Genomic DNA, 1,253 nt, shown 5'->3' with positions numbered 1-1,253 from the left:
ATAAAAAATTGAAAATTCGTTAAAGAGGAATTTCATGAAATTTACAGTTTTCGCGCAACTTTTCAATAAAGTTGATCAGATAACAAAAACGTATGTCACGGACATTTCCTCAAAAACAATAGCTACAATTACACCCTTTGTATCAATCAGTCTCACAATCGCTTTCATCATCTATGGTTGGCTCATCATCCGGGGCGCTATAGATATGCCTCTCTCCGGATTTGTAAATCGTTTCCTACGAATAAGTATTATTACTTCAATAGCCCTTACCACAGGACTTTATCAGAGTGAAATTGCGGATTTAATAACACAAATGCCCTATGAGTTATCAAAAGCACTCATAACAAATCCACTCAATGATACACAATTAATGAATTTACTTGATACAGCAGCAACCAAAGGATTCCAATATGCAGGCCGTCTTTTCCAAGAAACCGTCTTCTTCGAAGCCAATGGGCTGCTTTACAGTCTCTTAGGCATCATCATCTTGCTGGCAACAAGCTTCGTAGTAGCAATCGGCGGTGGTCTCGTGCTACTGACAAAACTCGCTATTACACTTCTCGTCGGATGGGGACCTCTCTTCATCGTTGCTTTGCTCTGGCAACCAACTCATCGTCTTTTCGAGCAATGGATAATCCAAGTCGTGAATTATATAATCCTCTTTCTACTCTTAGCCACTGTATTTAATCTGATGATGAATATCTTTGCAAACTATTTGAGCGACATGAAACTCGATTACAACCAGAATATAAGCTTCATGTTTGGGGGAGCTCTCATCTTGTCCATTATATCCATCATGCTGTTACTCAAACTATCAAGCATTGCCAATTCTCTCGCAAAAGGCATTACATTCGGACATCTATGGAGACATAGAAACTAGATGAGATAGAAAGCAATGGTTCCCGTAACAGACGCCCTTAATGCCCATATGACAAAATAACAAGAATATCCAATCCTAAAGTAAAAAATATTCGCACTGAAATTGAGCTATTTTTATAAATTAAAATGGAATAAAAAAAGTAAAATAATTACACACAACGTACTTTACTTTATGTTCAAAATAATAATAATGACAACAAATATCAGGATGTATATAACAATAAAAAAGAGTCATATTAAAATGAAGTCGATCATTCTTGTAATTTTGATTGCAAACCTTTTATCGGCTTGTGTATTAGCACCAAAGCTAAAACAGCCAAATGATAGGAACCGGGTGCCTATTAATAAAACAATCCCTGCCGAAATCAAGCGAG

General features: G+C 36.6%; 2 protein-coding genes. Both read left to right on the top strand.

Going from position 1 to position 1,253, the window contains the following annotated elements; all coding sequences use genetic code 11:
- Nucleotides 1-34 precede the first annotated feature (34 nt).
- Nucleotides 35-880: a type IV secretion system protein gene (locus tag ACFILA_RS09520; protein WP_375661123.1), complete on the top strand. Its 846-nt coding sequence runs from the start codon at nt 35-37 to the stop codon at nt 878-880.
- Nucleotides 881-1,120: 240 nt separating this feature from the next.
- The coding region (locus ACFILA_RS09515; RefSeq protein WP_375661124.1) for a TrwH protein at nt 1,121-1,253 on the top strand (133 nt) is incomplete at its 3' end.

The organism is Bartonella sp. CL71SXKL (assembly GCF_042194935.1).
Classification (GTDB): Bacteria; Pseudomonadota; Alphaproteobacteria; order Rhizobiales; family Rhizobiaceae; genus Bartonella.
The sequence above is the reverse complement of the archived record's forward strand: the minus strand, read 5'-3'. Positions and strand labels throughout refer to the sequence as shown.

Excerpts from the sequence above, each read along its gene's own strand:
- ACFILA_RS09520 (WP_375661123.1), top strand. The coding sequence starts at position 35 with ATGAAATTTACAGTTTTCGCGCAACTTTTCAATAAAGTTGATCAGATA.